15 protein-coding genes are annotated in these 16687 nt (G+C 73.1%); 6 read left to right on the top strand and 9 right to left on the bottom strand.

Features of this window, described 5'->3' with window-relative positions; all coding sequences use genetic code 11:
- Positions 1-3: 3 nt before the first annotated feature.
- The 5 genes from P8A20_RS01735 to P8A20_RS01715 all read right to left on the bottom strand — a co-directional run bounded on the left by P8A20_RS01735 (position 4) and on the right by P8A20_RS01715 (position 6437).
- Positions 4-1566, bottom strand: coding sequence for an FAD-dependent oxidoreductase (locus P8A20_RS01735; protein WP_306102693.1), 1563 nt, complete (start codon positions 1564-1566; stop codon positions 4-6).
- Positions 1563-2297: a class I SAM-dependent methyltransferase gene (locus tag P8A20_RS01730; protein ID WP_147960813.1), complete on the bottom strand. Its 735-nt coding sequence runs from the start codon at positions 2295-2297 to the stop codon at positions 1563-1565. Before P8A20_RS01730 ends, P8A20_RS01735 begins: the two co-directional genes overlap by 4 nt.
- Positions 2294-3502, bottom strand: a complete 1209-nt coding sequence (locus P8A20_RS01725) for a lycopene cyclase family protein (RefSeq protein WP_147960812.1) — start codon at positions 3500-3502, stop codon at positions 2294-2296. Before P8A20_RS01725 ends, P8A20_RS01730 begins: the two co-directional genes overlap by 4 nt.
- A complete protein-coding gene (locus tag P8A20_RS01720; RefSeq protein ID WP_147960811.1) occupies positions 3499-4764 on the bottom strand; it encodes an NAD(P)/FAD-dependent oxidoreductase in 1266 nt (421 codons plus the stop codon). The genes P8A20_RS01725 and P8A20_RS01720 overlap by 4 nt, the downstream gene beginning before the upstream one ends.
- 164 nt (positions 4765-4928) lie before the next feature.
- The gene (locus tag P8A20_RS01715; RefSeq protein WP_306102692.1) at positions 4929-6437 is read right to left on the bottom strand and encodes an alpha/beta fold hydrolase; all 1509 of its coding nucleotides are present in this window, start codon (positions 6435-6437) and stop codon (positions 4929-4931) included.
- An 89-nt stretch (positions 6438-6526) separates the two neighbouring features.
- On the opposite strand from P8A20_RS01715, the gene P8A20_RS01710 reads away from it, so the two are divergent.
- Positions 6527-7489, top strand: a complete 963-nt coding sequence (locus P8A20_RS01710; protein ID WP_147960809.1) for a MerR family transcriptional regulator — start codon at positions 6527-6529, stop codon at positions 7487-7489.
- A gap of 67 nt (positions 7490-7556) precedes the next feature.
- Here P8A20_RS01710 and P8A20_RS01705 read toward each other — a convergent pair whose 3' ends face one another.
- Positions 7557-7985, bottom strand: a complete 429-nt coding sequence (locus P8A20_RS01705) for a GvpU-like protein (RefSeq protein WP_147960808.1) — start codon at positions 7983-7985, stop codon at positions 7557-7559.
- A gap of 147 nt (positions 7986-8132) precedes the next feature.
- The gene (locus P8A20_RS01700; protein WP_306102691.1) at positions 8133-9347 is read right to left on the bottom strand and encodes a phospholipase D-like domain-containing protein; all 1215 of its coding nucleotides are present in this window, start codon (positions 9345-9347) and stop codon (positions 8133-8135) included.
- Between the two features lie 177 nt (positions 9348-9524).
- Here P8A20_RS01700 and P8A20_RS01695 point away from each other — a divergent pair, with 177 nt between their 5' ends.
- From P8A20_RS01695 to P8A20_RS01675, 5 genes are all read left to right on the top strand, one after another.
- Positions 9525-10700 carry an epoxide hydrolase family protein gene (locus P8A20_RS01695; RefSeq protein WP_147960807.1) on the top strand — a complete coding sequence of 392 codons (1176 nt, stop codon included), beginning with the start codon at positions 9525-9527 and terminating at the stop codon, positions 10698-10700.
- Between the two features lie 143 nt (positions 10701-10843).
- Positions 10844-12259 carry a PepSY-associated TM helix domain-containing protein gene (locus P8A20_RS01690; protein WP_306102690.1) on the top strand — a complete coding sequence of 472 codons (1416 nt, stop codon included), beginning with the start codon at positions 10844-10846 and terminating at the stop codon, positions 12257-12259.
- Positions 12260-12390: 131 nt separating this feature from the next.
- The gene (locus P8A20_RS01685) at positions 12391-12924 is read left to right on the top strand and encodes a putative immunity protein (protein ID WP_306102689.1); all 534 of its coding nucleotides are present in this window, start codon (positions 12391-12393) and stop codon (positions 12922-12924) included.
- A 136-nt stretch (positions 12925-13060) separates the two neighbouring features.
- Positions 13061-13858 carry a hypothetical protein gene (locus P8A20_RS01680; RefSeq protein ID WP_147960805.1) on the top strand — a complete coding sequence of 266 codons (798 nt, stop codon included), beginning with the start codon at positions 13061-13063 and terminating at the stop codon, positions 13856-13858.
- Between the two features lie 220 nt (positions 13859-14078).
- A complete protein-coding gene (locus P8A20_RS01675) occupies positions 14079-14834 on the top strand; it encodes a sigma-70 family RNA polymerase sigma factor (RefSeq protein ID WP_147960804.1) in 756 nt (251 codons plus the stop codon).
- 17 nt (positions 14835-14851) lie between these two features.
- Here the strand turns inward: P8A20_RS01675 and P8A20_RS01670 are convergent, their stop codons facing one another.
- Positions 14852-15943 carry a DMT family transporter gene (locus tag P8A20_RS01670; protein WP_306102688.1) on the bottom strand — a complete coding sequence of 364 codons (1092 nt, stop codon included), beginning with the start codon at positions 15941-15943 and terminating at the stop codon, positions 14852-14854.
- Positions 15940-16548 carry a TetR/AcrR family transcriptional regulator gene (locus tag P8A20_RS01665; RefSeq protein ID WP_306102687.1) on the bottom strand — a complete coding sequence of 203 codons (609 nt, stop codon included), beginning with the start codon at positions 16546-16548 and terminating at the stop codon, positions 15940-15942. Before P8A20_RS01665 ends, P8A20_RS01670 begins: the two co-directional genes overlap by 4 nt.
- Between the last annotated feature and the right edge of the window lie 139 nt (positions 16549-16687).

Raw genomic sequence — 16687 nt, 5'->3', positions numbered from 1 at the left:
GAGTCAGGGCCCCGCGAACCGGCCCGCCAGGGCACGCAGCACCCGGGAGCGCCCGGCGCGCGGGACGGTCCAGAGCACCTGTCCCCGGACACCCCAGTCCGCGAGGAGGGTGTTGGCCGCCAGGAATCCCGAGGTCGCCGCGCGTTCCATCAGGGCCACCGGGAGACCGGTGCGGACCATGTCGCCCGCGAGGGTCACACGGGGATGAGGCGTACGCACGGCGGGCCGGCGGTGGTAGCCGCCCACGGAGAAGACGGGGCAGTCGGCACGCCATTCGTGGCGGGCGTCGACGACCCCCGCACCGGCGGTCTCGGGATAGATCTCGTGCAACCGGTCGAGCATCCGGCGCTGTACCTTCTCGGGCTCCGCGCTCCCCTCGACGGCGTAGGCGTGCAGTTCGACGACGGAACCGCCGGTCCGTGCGGCCCAGCGAGCCGATTCGCCCTCCCAGCGGTCGAGGACGCTGATGTTGTCGAGCCCGTCGAACCCGCTGGTGCCCAGGAACCCCGCCCGGTCGGCGCGCACCGGGCGGTCGAGCCACAGCCGGGACACGAGGAACGGCGGCGCCGTGCGCAGGGACTCGACATCGGCCCGCCAGGACACGTCCCCCAACTCCTCCGACGCGCCCACCACATGACGCAGACCCTGCGTGTCCAGCGCCAGGACCACCGCCTGGTGACGGTCCGCCGCGCTCTCGGTCTCCACGGTCAGGTCCCCTCCGGCGGCAGGGCGGACGCGGTGGACCGGGGTACCGGTGCGCACCTGCGCGCCGAGCCGTCGCAGATAGCCGCCGAGAGGTTCCCAGAGGGCCTGCGGGAACGGCTCGCGCGGCACGTCGAAGAGGAGCCCCTCGGACGACCCGAGGAAGTAGATGTGGAACATCAGCAGCAGTTCGGCGGCGGACAGCTCTCGCGGGTCGGCGAAGAAGCTGCGGGAGAACACCTCGAAGGCGAGATGGCGCGCGGCCGCGGGGAAGTCGATCCGCCGCAGGAACTCCTCGGCACCGACCCCGTCGAACCGCTCGTACACCTCGGGGACCCGCACGTCCAGGAGAGGAAGTGCCTCGCGGGGGTTCATCGCCGCCAGATCGCGCAGGCCGAACGACGGGCTGAGCGCGACGAATCCGAGCGCGCTGAACGGCGGGGTCCTCGGCACGCGGGCGAAACCGTCCGCCATGCCGTTCCGGTGCAGGAGCGGGTAGTCCGGCAGCGGGGTGAGCATCGCGAGTGCCGGGTCCGCACGGCGCAACAGCCCGCGAAGGTTGTAGTACTGGCGGAAGAAGGCGTGGAAGCCGCGGCTCATCGTCGCCCCTGACCCGTCGCCCAGACGGACGGGCCATCCGGCCAGGCGGCCGCCGAGGGACTCGCCCTGTTCGTACAACGTCACGCGGACACCGCGCTCGGCGAGCGCCGTCGCCGCGGCGAGACCGGCGACACCCCCACCGATCACCGCCGCCGACGGGGCGGCGCCGGTGAAGCGCTCACGGCCCGGTTCAGGCACGACCACCTCGGCCCGGCGGTCGCGCCCGTGCCGGGTTGCGTCGGGGAGACGCCCACGGGCCCTCATGCCGCATCGGTCCCGACGGGCTCCGCGCCGTTCCTGGCGAGGAACACGTGGACGATCCCGGTCTGCCAGCCGCCGACGGGAACGGTCCGCACGAAGGGGAACCCGGCCCGGGCGACACGGCGCTCGAAGGCGGGCGCCGTGTCGAACGCGAGGACACTGCGCCACAGATGGTGGTAGAGCTTCCGGTCACCCGTCAGCGTGCCCGCCGGGACGATCACACCCCGGCAGACCGTGTTCCACACGGCCCGGTGCACGGGAGAGCCGCTGAGGCTGTACTCGTGGACGAGCAGGCGGCCGCCGGGACGCAGCAGGGCGCGCACGGCCCGGAGGACCTCGCCCGGCTCGGCGACGTTGCGGAAGAGGTAGGCGGCGAACACGGCGTCGTAGGAACCGTCGTCGTCGGTGGTGGACAGCTCCTCGGCGGACCGGTGCAGGAAGCGGACGTTCGCGGGCCAGCGCTTGGCACCCGCCCGCTCCAGCATGCCCGCCGAGGCATCGACCGCGGTGATCCGGGCATGCGGGGCCGCCCGCAGCAGTGCCCGCGTGGACACGCCCGTTCCGCAGCCGAGATCGAGCAGGCGCAGTCCCCTTCCGCCGCGCGGCAGCCGCAGGCGATGCGCCGAGCGCAGAAGGTCGGAGCGGTAGCCCGGATTCAGCGCGGTGAGCCGGTCGTAGGTGAGCGACGCGTGATCGAAGGCGCGTGCCAGGTCGTGGTCCCGCAGGAGGGTCATCGGAGGCTCTCTTCGGATCGGCCGGTCGCCCGGCGGACGAGAAAGGGGAGTTCGGCCGCGGTGCGGAGCATCGGTCCCACAGGCGTACGCAGCCCGATCCCGAACTCCTCCCACGGTGTGCTCCCGCCGTCGAGGAAGCGCAGCAGCCGCTCCATGGGGACGCGGCGGAAGAGGTCGGTGAAGAACCGGGGCCCGTCCACGCGTCCGGTGTCCAGCGCCCGGAGCAGCACGGCGTCCATGGCCAGGGCCCTGCGGCCGTGCGGCGGCGGGACATCCGGACGCCCCCGGTGCAGGGCGGTGGCGACGGCCCGGCCCTGGCGCTGCACGGCGGCGAAGGTGTAGCCGGTCGCCGGCCGGGTGGCGCCCCCGGCGGCCCCGATGCGGAACACCGCCCGACCGGCCCGGCGGGGGAACCGCGCGTCGGTCATGGGGATGACACCTTGTTCGGCCGACTCCACGGTGAACCGCCCGAGCCCCAGGACCTCCCCGGTGTACTGGCGCAGCGCGGCCTCGTACGCGGCCGTCGGGAGCGGGGCACGGGAGAACTCTGTGTACTCGACCAGTGCGCGGTCCGCGGACAGCGGCAGGACGTAGCCGAAGGCGAGACCGTGGCGGGGCTGCGGGACCCGGAAGTCCATCAGGTCCGCGACTCCGGGGTCGAAGCGGGGGACGGCGGTGCGCACGAACCAGCCGCGGAAGTGCTGCAGCAGGAGTGTGCGGTGCGGCGGTGTGTCCCTCAAGGGGCGCGAGTCGTAGACGCATCTGCCGCGCAGGGTGAGCGGCTGTCCGCCGGCCGTCGTGCAGCGCACCTCGGCGCCGTACGGCACGTCACGTACCTCGTGGGCGGTGGCGCGTACGACGCGTGCCGCCGGGGCAGCCGCCAGACGCGAGTGGACCAGCCGTTCGAACGGACCCGAGCGCACCATGCGGTACCGCAGAGGCGCGGGTTCCGACTCGACGACGACGCCGTCCGGCCCCCGTACCCGCAGTCTCCGCCAGGAGGCGACGACGGCCTCCTCGAACTCGCCGGTGCCCGCCTCCCAGTAGCACCAGGTGCGTTCGGCCGGGCGCAGCGGTCCTTCGGGCGCCTCGACCAGCGTCACTCCCGTACCGGTCCTGGCGAGCCAGTGCGCCAGGCAGAGCCCGGCGGCGCCGCCGCCCACGACGACGGCGTCGTCCACCCGTCCCTGGAAGTGCCTGCTCACGTCCCGGCGGTCCGGGCGGCGGCCCGGTCGGCCAGCACCTCGCGTGCCGCCCTGCTGCCGGAGGCCAGCGCGCCCTGCACCGACCCGGTGGCCCGGTGGTCCCCGCAGACGTACCGGCCCCGCGCGAAACGGGTCGTACGGCTCAGCGGCCAGGGAGGCCGCATCGCGGGCAGGGCGCCCTCCACGGTGTACGCGGCCACCGTCTCCCAGGCGCTCGTGTCCGTGTCGTAGAGCTCGGCCAGCCGTGCGCGGACCGTCCTCTCCCCGCCGGGCGGGCCCGACCCCAGGACGGAGGTCGAGACGAGCGCCGTGCCAGGAGGCGCGTAGGAGGGGGCGACCTCGGTGAGGACGCAGCTGTTCAGGACGGCGAGGCCGCTGTCGACGACCAGGGTGGGTTCGGTCAGTGGAGACCGGTCGGCCGCGTGGTAGTACGTCGTCACCGTACGGCTGTCCGGCACGGGAAGGCCGGGCAGCAGACGGGCCGCCGTTGCGGAGTCGGTGGCGACGACGACCGAACCGGCCGGCCGCTCACCGCCGTCCGCCAGGAGAACCCCGGAGTCCGTGACCTCGGCGACGGCCGACTCCAGCCGGAGTGCGCCCTCCGGCAACCCGTCTGCCAGCTGGGCCGGCACGGAGCCGATGCCGTGGGCGGGGAGGCAGAGCGTGCCGCGCGCCATGCTCCGCCAGACCAGGTGCAGGAAGCGCGCGGAGGTCTCCAGACCTTCCTCCAGGAACACCCCTGAGAGGAACGGCCGCAGGAGGTCCTCGATCGCGAGCGGCGACAGACCGGCGCGGACGAGTGCCTCCGAAGCGGTGCGATCGGTCATCCGGCCCACCCGCTTCGCCGGGAGCAGGACGTCGCGGGCGGTCAGCGCGGCCAGAGCGGCGAGGTCCCGGGCGGGGAGCACACGTCCCGGCAGGAGCTCCCCGGCGTCCCCCGGACGCCGGGTGGGGTCGGTGAGGCGCACCCGCCCCGAGGACGTGCGGGCGACGAGACCCGGGGTGAAGGGACGCAGGCGCAGGGCACGCAGGTCCAGACGCCTCTTCACCTGCGGGTAGGACGTGTTGAAGACCTGGAAACCACGGTCCAGCAGGAAGCCGTCGCGGCGGTCGGTGCGCATCCGGCCCCCCACCCCGTCGGAGGCCTCCAGCAGTTCGACGCGCAGGCCCGCGCCGCTGAGGTCGAGCGCGCAGGCCAGCCCCGCCAGACCCGCGCCCACGACGACGGCGTCCGGCGGCGATGGGTGCTGTCGGTTCGTCATCCGTGCCCCTCGGCTTGGTCCCCCCGTGCGGCTGACGGGTTGTCAAGCCGATCACGTTCCGCGCCCGGAAGCCAGCAGCCGCCACGGAGAGAGCACCTTCGTGTGACCCGTCTGCCGGATGGCGGGCCGCCGGCGTCCCGCCCCCGATGTGCCGGGGCGGTCGGTCAGGCCTTCAGGTGACGCAGAACCGTGCCCACCGCCCGGCGAACGGCCTCACGCGACTCGTCCGTCCGGTCGGCCGTCTCGAAGGAGTGATGGCCGTTCGGTACGTCGATCACCTCGACGCCGGCCCCGCACGCCCGGGCGGCCGTCAGGAACTGCTCCACCGTGGCCGCGATCCCGTCGGACTCCAGCCCGGCCCGGACCAGGACCAGGGGCAGAGAGCCGGCGTGAGCGACCGCGTCCGCCGGGTGGAAGCGGCCGGCGAGCCGCCCCCAGCTCGGCAGGGGCGCCATGATCGGGTAGTCGGCCGCCAGGCAGCGCAGCCACGGCGGGGGACCTCCCATCCAGTCAGCGGTGAGCGGACCACTGCCCGAGAAGAACCACAGGGCGATCCGGTCCTCGTCCACCCGCGGATCGGCTCTCACCCGGTCCACCGCGTCCGCCACGTCGTCGGAGGCCACTTCGTAGTCGGCGATGTCGTGCAGACGGTGATCGAGGGTCACACCCACCACCCCGTTGTCGGCGGCGTAGCGGGCGTACCCCGTCAGCACGGGCCAGTCCCGAGGGGTGGGGCGTGCCTCGCGGGGCACCGGGCCGCCGTGCACGAAGACCAGCGCGGGGTGTGGGCCGCGGGCGGAGGGCGGCAGGTACAGGTCGACGGAGCCGATCCGCTCACGGGGCAGTCCGGGGACGTCCAGCAGGAACGGTTCCGGCGGTGTCGCGCCCGCCGGAGTCAGCCGGTGCCCCTCCCCGACGGCGGCTTTCAGCAGCACGGCGGTCAGCGCGGCCGGATCGGACAGCATCGGCCAGTGGCCTGTGGGCAGTTCGAAGAACGTCACACGGGGGTCGGCCAGGGCTTGCAAGGCCGGCTCGCCGAAGTCCACCTGGGCCTGGACCATCGCGATGCTCGCTCCGCCGCCCGTGCACAGCACCCCGGCCATGGGAACCGAGGCCGCCGCGCCCGTCAGATCCATCGGCTGGAGCAGCGTGCCCAGCGGCTGCGGCGAGGCGAGGGCGGTGAGCCGGTCGAGCGCCGCGTCGGGGACCCCGGTTGTGCTGCCCCACAGATGCCACGAGTCCCGTGCGGGAGGCGGCAGCGCCCCGTGCGCCCCGTCCTGGGCCAGTCGCCGCACCTCCTCGCGCAGGCCCTGGTCGGCCACCGCGGCCAGGGCCGGGACACCGTCCTGGGGCAGCCCCGAGTCCAGGTACACGACCCGGGCGATCGACTCCGCGCGCCGGTCGGCGGCAGCCAGCACCGGATGGATGCCGTAGTCGTGGCCCACCAGCACGATCTCCCGGCCGTCCTGCCCCGCAACCGAGTCGACCACCCCGAGGACGTCCGCGATGTGCGTCTCCAGGTCGATGTCCTCAGCGCCGGACGGGCGCCCGCCACCGAGCCCCGACAGGGCCACCGCACGGACCTCGGCACCCGCCGCGCTCAGCCGCGAGGCCGTGTCCTCCCACACATGCGGGCCGGTGAACACACCGGACACCAGAACGAACGTGGTCATGGTCGTCTCCTCGGTACGTCGTCGGGACGGACCCGGTGACCGGGCCCCTCACCCGGGTACCGTAGGAACTCCCCCTGAGGGAGGTTCAAGTGTTCTCGTCGTACGACGGACTGTGCGGCATCGGCGAACTCGCCGAGCGGGCGGGAGTCAGCGTCAAGACGGTGCGCTTCTACTCCGACAACGGCCTGCTGCCCGAGGCGTCCCGGAGCGTCGGCGGCCACCGCAGGTACGGTCCCGACTCGCTCGGGCGGCTGCGGATGATCCGCTCCCTGCGCACGCTGGACCTGCCTGTCTCCACGGTGCGCCGCATCCTCGACGAGGAGGACACGGCGGGTGGGGCGGGCGGCGCTCTGGAGGACGCCGTCGCCGGGCAGCTGCGTACCCTCGGCTCCCAGCTGACGGCCCTGCGATGGAGGGAGGCGGCGCTCCGCTCCGTGCAGGAGTGCCCGGTGGCCGAGCGCCCCGGGCGGCTGCGCCTGATCGGCACGCTGACCACGCCGCCGGACACCGCGCCCCTGGCCCGTTTCTGGCGTGCGTGGCTCCCCGCGCGGATGCCGGCCCGCGCTGTCACGGCCTTCCTCGATGCCGCGGTCCCGCAGCCGCCCGCGGACCCCGAGCCGGCCCAGGTGCTCGCCTTCGCCGGACTGTGCGCCATGGTGTCCCGTCCCTGCGAGGGAGACGAAGTCACCCAGCCCCACGCCCACGAGGCCGCCGGGGCACGGGGTTCAGCCGTGCTGTACGCCGGGCTGGCCGAGGCGTACGACCTGGCGGGCGCCGAGATGCGCCGGGGCAGGGAGCCGTACGCGGGAGATGCGCTCGACGGATTCGTGGACGCGTACGCGAGCGCCGGCCGGACCGCGGACACCGGTGCGTTCAGGTTCGGGCTCGCCCGCCGCCTGGCGGCCGACCCGCGCATCGACCGCTACTGGGAGCTGACCTCCGAGCTGGTCGGCCGCCGGTCGGAGCGGCCCGAACCGACGCCCGGATCGGCGCACGACTGGCTTCTCGCCGCACTGGACGCGCAGCTGGGGAAGGCGCCGTCCGTCCGGTAAGCCTCCGGGGCCGGCCCGTCGGCCCGTCCTCCCGCGGCGGATGATTCCTTCGCCTTCCACGGTCCCGTCACTGCGGCCGGCCGAGGGCCCACCCCGACACGTCGGCCAGGCGGCCGCGCCACAGGGGCAGACGCAGGGACCCCGTACCGCCGAACACCAGCGTGGCGTCCCTGAGATGGATCCACCGCGGCAGCTGCGACGTCTCGTCCCCGCCACCCAGCTCCCTGATGCCCTGGTCCACCGTCTCCGGGAACTCCGCGATCAGGTTCGCGCCTTCGCCCTCGACCTGGCGGAGGCTCCGTGCCCAGTCCGCCTTCCACGCCTCGTGGCCGATCACGTCTCCGTGGAGTACGGCACCGGCCAGAGCGAGGGTGATCGGCAGACTGGAGCGCTGTTCTCTGTCCAGCAGCTGGATCAGCAGCTGGAGCTGCAGATCGGGCACCGGCTCCGTCACCACCGGGGTTGCTTCCAGCCGTGTCTCGACGCTCTCACTCATGGACCGCTCCCTTCACCTGACAAACGGCAGGTGAAAGCCCGTATGCCCCGGGCGGCAGCCGTCACACTTCCGTGAACCGGCTGATCGCGGGCGGCACGGGTACGCGGCCACCCCTCGTGGTCGCGCACCCGTACCCGTCCCGCCCCGTCACAGGAAGCGGCGGATCGGCAGGACCGCCGCCTCGCGCAACCTCTGCACGGGAGAGCGGCGCTTCCAGCGGGCCCCGTCGATCAGCGTGCTCTTCTCCACGTCCTCCTCGAAGTGACCGTCCAGCGTGGCGGTGAACTCCCGGTCCAGCACCGCGAGCATCACCTCCTCGTCGTGCTCGAGCGAGCGGCGGTTGAAGTTCGTCGAACCGATCAGCGAGGCGACACCGTCCACCGTCAGCACCTTGGTGTGGAGCATGGTCGGCTGGTACTGGTAGATCTTCACGGCGCAGGCGGTGAGATCCTCGTAGAAGTTCTGGCCTGCCAGCTGGCACACGCGCTTGTCCGTGTAGGGCCCGGGGAGCAGGATCTCCACGGACACGCCCCGGCGGGCGGCGGCGCACAACACCTCGATGAAGTACGCGTCGGGCGCGAAGTACGCCGTGGTGAGCCTGACCCGCTCCTCGGCGGACTCGAGAACGACACGGAGCAGTGTCTGCATGTCCTGCCAGCCGAATCCGGCCGATCCGCGCACCACCTGGACGACCGCGTCGCCGTGCTGCGTGGCGTCGACGAACCTGTCGCGGTCGGTGAACAGCTCGTCGTGGCACTCGGCCCAGTTCTGCGCGAACGCGGCGGCCAGACCGTCCACCGCCGGGCCCTGCACCCGCACGTGGGTGTCCCGCCACTCGGTCTGGTCGCGGGCGTCGCCGCACCACTCCTCGGCTATGCCGACCCCGCCGGTGAAGGCCGTCTCCTCATCCGTGATGAGGACCTTGCGATGACAGCGGTGGTTCTGCTTGAGAGGCGACAGGTACAGCGGCTTTCGGAACCAGGCCACCTCCACCCCCGCCTCCTCCATCATCGCCAGCTGACCCTTCTCGATCAGCCGTGACCCGAACCCGTCCAGCAGCAGCCGCACACGCACACCGGCGCGCGCACGCTCCGACAGCGCCTCGGCGAAATCGCGGGCGATGTCCCCCCGCCAGTACACGAACGTCATCATGTCGACGGTGTGCTCGGCGGCACGGATGGAGTCCAGCATCGAGGCGAAGATCTGGTCCCCGTTACGGAGGGGGACGAGCTTGTTGCCCTCGGTCGCGGCGATACCGATGAGACGTTCCAGCCTCCGGCGCAGTCTCTGCGCGCGTTCCGCGTACAGAGAGGCATCGTCAGGTCTGGAATGTTCGATTCGCTGGTCTGTGTGACTGGACATCTCTCACCTTGTGTGATGACGGCAACGGGGCAGGGCGACTGTACTCCTGGGGTGTCACGCCCTTCGGGGAGCCCGGAAGGCCCCGGTCACCGGCCGGCCGGTGACACCGGCCCGACCCTGGCCGAAAGCCGTGGGCACGGGAGATCCGCGGTGGGGCGCGAACCCTAGGATGCGTCCATGCCGGATCCCCTGCCCCGCCCTGAGCCGTTCATCCAGCAGACCGCTCCCGAGGTCCTCGAAGACCTGCGCATGCGACTCCGCGCGACGCGCTGGCCGGACGCGCCCGAGGACGCCGGGTGGTCGCTCGGGACGGACCTGGACTACCTCCGCGAGCTCGTGGACCACTGGGCGGAGAGCTTCGACTGGCCGGCGCAGGAAGCGGCGCTGGGCCGGCTTCCCCGCTTCCGGGTCCCGGTGGGGGGCCTCGGGATCCATTTCGTGCACGCCCGGGCCGTCGCGCCCACCGGGCCCGTCCTGCCGCTGGTCCTCAGCCACGGCTGGCCGGACTCGTTCTGGCGCTATTCCAAAGTCGTTCCGCTCCTCACCGACCCCGGCGCGCACGGTGCCGATCCCGCGGACGCCTTCGACGTGGTCGTGCCCGACATGCCGGGCTACGGCTACTCCGACCGGCCCACCGGCCCGCCCCTCGACTCCATCGCCGTCGCGGGTCTGTGGGCCGAGCTCATGACCGTCCTCGGCTACGAGAAGTTCGGAGCGGCGGGCGGGGACGTCGGCAGCCACGTGAGCCGCTACCTCGGCCTCGACCACCCCGACCGGGTCGTCGCGGTCCACCGCACCGACGGCGGGCTGCCCGTCTTCACCGGCGACCCGGCGGAGCTCTCGCCGCAGGAGCGGTCCTGGATCGACGGCACGAAGGCCTGGGGTGCGGCCGAGGGCGCCTACGCCGCGATCCACCGCACGAAGCCGCAGACCGCCGCCTTCGGTCTCAGCGACTCACCCGCCGGGCTCGCCGCGTGGATCGTGGAGAAGCTCCGGGCCTGGAGCGACTGCGACGGCGACATCGAGCGGAGCTTCACGAAGGACGAGATCCTGACGAACATCACGCTCTACTGGGTGACCGGGACGATCGGCTCGTCCATGCGCATGTACCGGGCGAACGCCGCGATCCCGCCCGCACAGCACGCCCGGCGGGTCGAGGTGCCGTCCGGCTTCTCGCTCTTCTCCGGCGACGTCGTCCGCCCGCCTCGGGAGTGGCTGGAGCGCAGCACGAACATGGTGCGTCTGACCGAGCCCGCGCGGGGCGGACACTTCGCGGCGTTCGAGGAGCCCGAGATCTACGCGCAGGAGCTCCGCGACTTCTTCCGCCCCTACCGCGCGGCGGCGAAGGGCTGAGACCCGGCCGTACCGTGAGGCGACCGACCCGGCAGCACGTGGCCCACATCACATCGTGCGCCGGGAACCGGCACGCGTTCCTCTCCGACTACTCGACCGGCTGACCACGGGTCCGCCCGTCCCGCGCGTAGAGGAGACCACTCATGTCCGTCGAGCCGGCCGTCCGCACCTCCGGTGATCCGGAGGAGGCCAGAAAGCCCGATCCGCCGGGTGCCCGTTCCGCATGGGCGTCCCTCCGGCCGCTGGTGCTGAGGCTGCACTTCTACGCCGGTGTGCTCATCGCACCGTTCCTGCTGGTCGCCGCCACGACCGGCCTTCTGTACGCGGCCTCGTACCAGGCGGAGAGGATCGTGTACGCCGATGAGCTGCGGGTGCCCGTCGGCGGGAGCGAGCTGCCGGTCTCGCGACAGGTGGCCGCGGCCCGCGAGGCGCATCCCGAAGGTGAGGTCGGCGCGGTCAGGCCCTCGCCGGAGGACGGCGCGACGACACGCGTCCTCCTCTCCGGGGTGCCGGGGGTGAACGCCGACCACACGCTGGCCGTCTTCGTGAACCCGTACACGGGTGAGGTGACCGGAGCGCTGGAGCAGTACGGGTCCACCGGAGCGCTGCCCCTGCGCACCTGGATCGACGAACTGCATCGCGATCTGCACCTCGGTCAGCCGGGCCGTCTCTACAGCGAACTCGCCGCCAGCTGGCTGTGGGTGATAGCCGCCGGCGGACTGGTGCTGTGGTTCGGACGGCGCCGGGCACGACGGAGGATCCGCGGTGCGACAGGCCGTCGACGCACCCTCTCGCTGCACGGCACGGTCGGAGTGTGGGCGGCGGTCGGCCTCTTCTTCGTGTCGGCGACGGGCCTGACCTGGTCGACGTACGCGGGACAGAGCGTCACGGACCTGCGCGAGGCCGTCGGCCAGACGACCCCGGTCCTCGACGCGGGTGCGTCGTCCGGAGGCGAACACGCCGAGCACATGGGGGCGGGCGGTTCCGCGGGGGCACAGGGCGAGGACATCGGACTCGACGCCGCTCTGAGCACGGCCCGGGCCGAGCATCTCTCGAACCCGGTGGAGATCGTCCCCCCTGCCGACGCCTCGTCCGGGTACGTCGTGCGCCAGATCCAGCGCAGCTGGCCCGAGAAACAGGACGCGGTAGCCATCGACCCGGCGACTGGCGAGGTCACCGACGTGGTGCGCTTCGCCGACTACCCGGTCCTCGCCAAACTGAGCCGCTGGGGCATCGACGCGCACACCGGCGTCCTGTTCGGAGCGGTCAACCAGCTCGTTCTCATCGCCCTGTGCTCCGGTCTGATCCTGTTGATCGTGCTGGGCTACCGGATGTGGTGGCAGCGCGGACGGGGCTCCGCCTTCGGCCGTCCGCTGCCGCGGGGCGCGTGGCAGAAGGTCCCGCCCCACGTGCTCGTTCCGCTGATGGCGGCCGTGGCTGCCCTGGGGTACTTCGTACCGCTGCTCGGCATCCCGCTGGTGGCGTTCCTCGCCCTGGACATCGCGCTCGGCGAGTACGCCTACCGGCGCGGCAGGCGCACCTACTCCGCCGCCGACTGACGGGTCGGGCCCCGCTCCGGATGCGGGGCCCGCGCATGCCGGCCCGTCACGTGCGGGGAGACGGCGGGTTCTTCACAGGTACGGGCGGCCCGCGGCTTCCCGGCGGAGGCGACGTACGACAGGATTGAGCTGTGCCTACCGACGCGTACAGAATCGATCTCGGCGAGGACGAACTTCGCGCGATCACGGGCTATGCGGCCGACTGCGCGCGCAGGGTGCTGCCGATCTTCGAGGAAGGTCTTCCTGCCGACACCCGCCCACGCGACGCGGTCGACGCGGCGCGGACCTTCGCCGAGGGCGGGCCCCGCACGAACAGCCTGCGGCAGAGCGCGTGGGCGGCGTACAAGGCCGCGGGAGGAGCCGGATCACCCGGCGGGGCCGACGCGGCACGAGCGGCGAGCCATGCGGCCGCCGCCGCGTTCCTGCATCCCAGGGCGAGCGCGCATCAGGTGAAGCACGTCCTCGGGGCGGCGGCCCACGCGGTTCGGGCGGAAGAGCTGGCAGCCACGGACGGCCGGCCCGGCGCGGCGGAGACCCTCGACCGGGCCTGCCGGCACGCGCCGCCGGCGGTCACCGCCGTGCTCCGCCGTCTGCCCGGCGCACCCTCGGGGGGCGGGCGTGTGGGAGAGCTCATCCGTGCACTCGACGACGTTCTCCGCGGCTGAGGGCTTGTCAGGTGCCGCAGGGATGCCATGGAGGACTGCTCCGCGTGGCGACGTCGAACGTCCTCGCCCCGTCGGTCCACGGATCGTGCGCACCCGCCTGCGAAGGCCCTGCCCTGGTTGGCGGGACGGGCCGCCCATGAAACCGGGCCGGGGTTCCCGAGCCGCGCGGGCCGCGTTGTTCGCCGCCGTCTGCGTGCTGCTCGCGGCGACGGGCCACGTCCTCATGTCGGGCGCGCCGGTGTCCGGGCGGGTGCTGTTCGCAGCGCTCGCCGGGACGACCGCGGCCGCCTGGGTCCTCGCCGGCCGTGAGAGGGGACTGCTCGCCGTCACCGCGGCGGCTGTGGCGGCGCAGACCGCCCTCCACGCGGGATTCACGTACGCCCAGTCCCTGGCCCAGCCACCGCCGCCGCCCATGGAGTCGTTCGCCCGGCAGTGGGCCGAGAAACTGCTGTGCGGGGACGGCGCGACCGCACTCTCCGAGCGGGACGCCGTCGCGATCGTCACGGACGCCGGGCTGGGGAGCGTCATCTCCCGGCCGCCTCCAGGGACCTTCGCCCCGGCGGCCGGTCCGGTCGGACACAGTCTCCACGCCGTGCACGGCATGCCCACCGACGCCGCCGGGACGATGCAGGCCGTCCACGGAGGGCAGGGCGTGTTCGCCGCGGCTCCGACGGGGATGCTCGCGGCCCACCTCCTGGCCGCCGTGCTGTGCGGCCTGTGGCTCGCGTACGGGGAGCGGGCCCTCTTCCGGGTACTGCGTGCCCTCGCGTGGCGCCTCCGGACGCCGCTCCAACTCCTTCTCAGTCCTGCCGTGCCCCCACGGCGTCCACGCCGGCGCGTTCGACGCCGGCCCGCACAGCAGTCGCTCACGCAGCTCCTGCTCGTCCACAGCATCACCTCGCGCGGTCCGCCGGGAGGAACGGCTGCCGTCTAGGCCTTTCGCGCGGAGCCGGACCTGACCCCGCCCGGTGGCCCGGCCTCTTCCGGTCCGACCCGATCCGGACGAAGGGCCCTGGCGGCAGTGGGCCTCCCCGAGCGCGCCGAGCACCGACCAGCGCCTCGGGCATCGGTGCTGCCCAAGGGCAGTCCGCCCCCCCTCACCGGCGCGCCCCGGGCGTCGCCGGACATCACGCGTCTGTAAGGACCTTGTGGCGATGACTCATGTCCAGGACCCACCCCTCGACGGAACGCCGGTTCCGACACGGCACACCCGCGCACCCGAAGCGACGGCCACGCGGTACAGCTCCGCCTCCGACGCGACGGCGACGCGGCTGGCGCTGGCGGCCCGGGACGGGGACCCCGTCAAGGCGGACCGTTTCGTACGCGTACTGCACCGCGACGTCTGGCGCTACGTCGCCCACCTCAGCGCGGACACCCAGGCGGCCGACGACCTCACCCAGGACGTCTTCCTCCGGGCACTCACGGGCCTGCCCAGGTTCGAAGGCCGCTCGTCCGCCCGCACATGGCTCCTCTCCATCGCCCGCCGGACCGTGGCGGACAGCTTCCGCCACGCCGCGGCCAGGCCCAGGCTCGCGGACCGTGACGACTGGCAGAGGGCCGCGGAACAGGCCCAGCCGTGCGGTACCCCCGGCTTCGAGGAGGGGGTCGCCCTCGCCGAACTGCTGTCGTCGATCCCGGCGGACCGACGCGAGGCGTTCGTCCTCACACAACTACTCGGCATCCCCTACGCGGAGGCCGCCACGGTGATCGGCTGTCCCGTCGGCACGGTGCGCTCGCGCGTCGCCCGGGCGCGCGTCGAGCTGATCGGACTCCTCACGGACGTCCCACCCGAGCCCGGTGTCCTGACGCGGTCCGGCGGGCAGCAGCCGGTCCGGCCGTTCCCCGCCGCACGCATTCCGACGGAGCAGCGGTATCGCTCGGCCTCGGACATGATCGAGGTACCGGGGTGATGTGCGCGATCACCGGCTCAGTGCCCTTCCGCGCGGGCACGTTCCCCGGCCGGAGGGGGGCAGGGCCCGGGTACGTCCAGGTCCACATCAGCGTCAACGTGTCGGTCCACGTCTTCGTCCACCCCCGAGTCCTCGTCCACGGGCGGGAGGGGACGCCGCGGGCCGGCGGCTCGGCGCCCGGCCGAGCCGCGGGACGGCACGGTGAGCACGGCGAGGCAGCCGACGATCAGGGCGACACCGGCCCAGCCTGCCCGGGGGAGACGTTCACCGACGACCAGGACCGCCAGGACGGCCGCGACGGCCGGCTCCAGGAGGGTCAGGGTGGTGGCGGTGCTCGCCTGGACGCGTGCGAGACCCCAGCCGAACAGGACGTAACCGAGGAACATGGGGACCAGCGCCATGTAGGCGCCGACTGCGGCAGCGGACCAGGAGTCCAGCAGTGGCGCTCCCGTGGCCAGCAGTACGGGAACGAGCAGGAGTCCACCGATCCCGAAGACGGTGCCCATGGCCGCTCCGGAGGTGAGGCCGCGTCCGATCAGGCGGTGGGCCGCCCAGGAGTACAGGGCGTAGGTGAGCCCGGCCGTCAGGCCGAGGGCCACGCCGAGCACGGTCGAACCGGCGGAGCGTGCCCCGGGTCCGGAGTGCGCTCCGGCAGTCGCTTCGGCCACGCACAGCAGCACCGTCCCGGACAGCCCCAGGACGGCGCCCATGATCCACCGAGGGGTGAGGCGATGGCCGTCGACGACCCGCTCGATCAGTGCGGAGGCGAGCGGGGCGGAGCCGATCGACACCACGGTGCCGGTGGTGACCCCGGCCAGGTGCATGCTGCTGTAGAAGGCCGGCGGATAGGCGGCCACGGCCAGGGCGCCGAGCAGCACCACACCGCGCTGGGCGTGCAGGAGAGGCGCCTCCCGCCGGATGCTGCGGGCGGCGAGCAGAGCCTGGAGCAGTCCGCCCAGTCCCATGGCGACGGCCCCGACCGCCAGCGGGCCCACGTCCGGGGCGAACGTCGCGGCGGTGCCCGTGGTGCCCCACAGCACCGAGGCGAGCAGCACGCACGTCGACGCCACGCCCACGGAAGCGGTCGTCCGTCCGGCGGTCCTGCTCACAGACGCTCCAGCAGATCCGAGGCCATCGCCCGCGCGTGCTCGACGCGCGCGGCCGTGCCTTCCAGGCCGGCACGTGCCATCGCCCCTTCGAGGAGGAACGCCAGGTGCTCCGCGACGGGGTTGACCTCCTCCGGCCGGGCGGCGAGCAGCTGTCCGACGTGCTCTGCCAGCAGTGCCTCGACCTGCTCCTTGTGGCGGCGCACCGCTGCCCGGCCCTCGTCACCGGCCGGCAGTTCGGCGGCGGCGTTGAGCAGGCCGCAGCCGCGGAAGCCGCGCTCGTACGCGAACCGGGCGTGGTCGGCGTAGGCGTCGAAGACCGCCAGTACTCCGTCGCGGCCGTCCCGGGCGTTCTCCACCCGGCGCCTGTACAGGTTCAGCCACTCCTCGTGCCGCGCGTCCAGGTAGGCGAGCACCAGGTCCGCCTTGGACGAGAAGTTGTTGTACAGGCTCATCTTCGCGACGCCCGCTTCGGCGGTGATCGTGTCGATGCCGGTGGCCGACACACCGTCCGCGTAGAAACGGCGAGCGGCCGCGTCCAGCAGCTTCTGGCGTGCGGCGCCTTGCCGCTTCCTCGGCTGTGGTGCTGCTGGGGCGGTCCCGGTCATCTCACTCCTTGATTGGGTAGGTCAGTCTACCTACAGAGGGTCGAGCCCCGTTGCCCGGGCAGGCTGTGGACCCGTCCGGTCACATCGCTGTGATGCGGGTCACTGTCAGGCCGCTCTGGGCCGGGCGTGCGTGATCATG

This window comes from Streptomyces sp. Alt3, from assembly GCF_030719215.1.
Taxonomy (GTDB): Bacteria; Actinomycetota; Actinomycetes; order Streptomycetales; family Streptomycetaceae; genus Streptomyces; species Streptomyces glycanivorans.
Note: the sequence above shows the minus strand (reverse complement) of the source record. Positions and strands in the feature narration are given on the sequence as shown.